The organism is Myxococcus sp. AB025B (genome assembly GCF_006518215.1).
Taxonomy (GTDB): Bacteria; Myxococcota; Myxococcia; order Myxococcales; family Myxococcaceae; genus Myxococcus; species Myxococcus fulvus.
This window is the reverse complement of sequence record NZ_SRLW01000622.1, coordinates 1-1,440: the sequence shown is the minus strand read 5'-3', so window position 1 is coordinate 1,440 and position 1,440 is coordinate 1. Positions and strand designations below refer to the sequence as shown.

Annotated in this window: 1 protein-coding gene; it reads right to left on the bottom strand. The window is 64.4% G+C overall.

Features of this window, described 5'->3' with window-relative positions:
- Nucleotides 1-357 precede the first annotated feature (357 nt).
- Nucleotides 358-867 (bottom strand): DUF305 domain-containing protein, encoded by a 510-nt coding sequence (locus tag FL311_RS43115; protein WP_141333475.1) that lies wholly within the window; start codon nucleotides 865-867, stop codon nucleotides 358-360.
- Nucleotides 868-1,440: the final 573 nt, after the last annotated feature.

The following is a 1,440-nucleotide window of genomic DNA, read 5'->3' as shown; positions in this document are numbered from 1 at the left end:
AGCGTGGCGACCTCCTCGGGCACTTCCAGCGTCACTTTCACCATGGCCGGGATTTCTCCCACGCCTCGGCCTGCTCCTGCCAACCCGCCCTTTCGCTCAGGCGATGCTCAGGATCAGATCCACACCCGCGTCACCTGCATGAGTGCTTCATTGGAGCGGCGGAGTCCTTCACCGCTCAGCACAAGCGGCCTGTGACGCGCGCCCGCCCCGACCAAGCAAGCGGTCTATGTCATGAACCCACAGAGCGAGTGCGCGGCGAGGGCGCCCAAATGGCTTCACACGGGCACATCGCGCCCTGGCAGACAAGGGGCGCGGCAACTGGGAGGCCGCTCGCCCAGCCAATGCATGCCCTGCTGCCTATCGGGCGGGGGCAGGACTACGCGGCGCGAGGGGTGGAATGTCGGGAGCGCCCTCCGGCCTCGGATTGCGCTCGAGGTCGGCGATGAGATTCTCCATCTCGCCGATTTCCCGAACCTGGGACTCGATAATGCCATCGGCGAGCTTGCGCACCCGAGGGTCGTGGAGGTGGGCGCGTTCGCTCGTCATGATGGCAATCGAGTGGTGCGGAATCATCGCCTTCATGTACGAAATGTCGCTGACTGTCTCCTGGCTGCGGACGAGCCAGAGCGCCACTGCGAACGCAGCAATGCTTCCAGCCAGGATTGCAACATTCGCCCGCTTGTTTTCATACATGGACCACATGAACAGAAGCATGATGATGGCCATGGTCGCCCCCATCACCACGGCCATCCAGCTCCGCGTTTGACTGAAGCGCACGTGCTCCAGGGCGTAGGTATTCAGGTACATCAGTCCGAACATCACCAGCGTCGAGGTGGCGATCATCGCGCCAAAACGTGCGTAGCTCATTCACTCTCCTGGCCTTGGGGCCCAACCTCCTGCATCGAGCCCCTTTGCGCGTCCAGCACCACCGCCCGCCCTGCAACGCTCCCAGTGTACGGGCAATGCAGCCCGCGACGTGCCTGATGCTTGTTCTGCGTGTCCTCCAGTTCACGCGCCCGCAAGACCTCGCCGTGCCCCGTCGTGACGGGCCGAGCCGCTCGTGAGACCTCCGTTGGCGACACGCCAGGAGGTGGTCCGCGGAGTTGGAGAAGGAGCTGGAGCAGTTCCGACAGGAAGCGCAGTGGTTGAAGGCAGGGAGGCGCGGCGCAGGTACCGGTACGCGTCAGCGCGCGGCCTGAGACGGCGACAGGGACGGGAGTGCGGCTTCCCTGCCACAGAGGGCGATGAGCCCGGCCGGCCAGATTCGCACTCGAAAAACTGGTGGGCCGCCCTTGGGTGATGGAAGGTTGCCCTGAGCCTGCCCCGATTCCGTGGACACCCGAGATGTGATGGAAAGGGTGTCCAATGTCGGCGAGTGACGCGAAGCAGAAGAAGAGCCGGAGGCAGCGCCGGAAGTTCACGCGTGAGTTCAAGGACGGC

Excerpts from the sequence above, each read along its gene's own strand:
- FL311_RS43115 (WP_141333475.1), bottom strand. The coding sequence starts at position 867 with ATGAGCTACGCACGTTTTGGCGCGATGATCGCCACCTCGACGCTGGTG.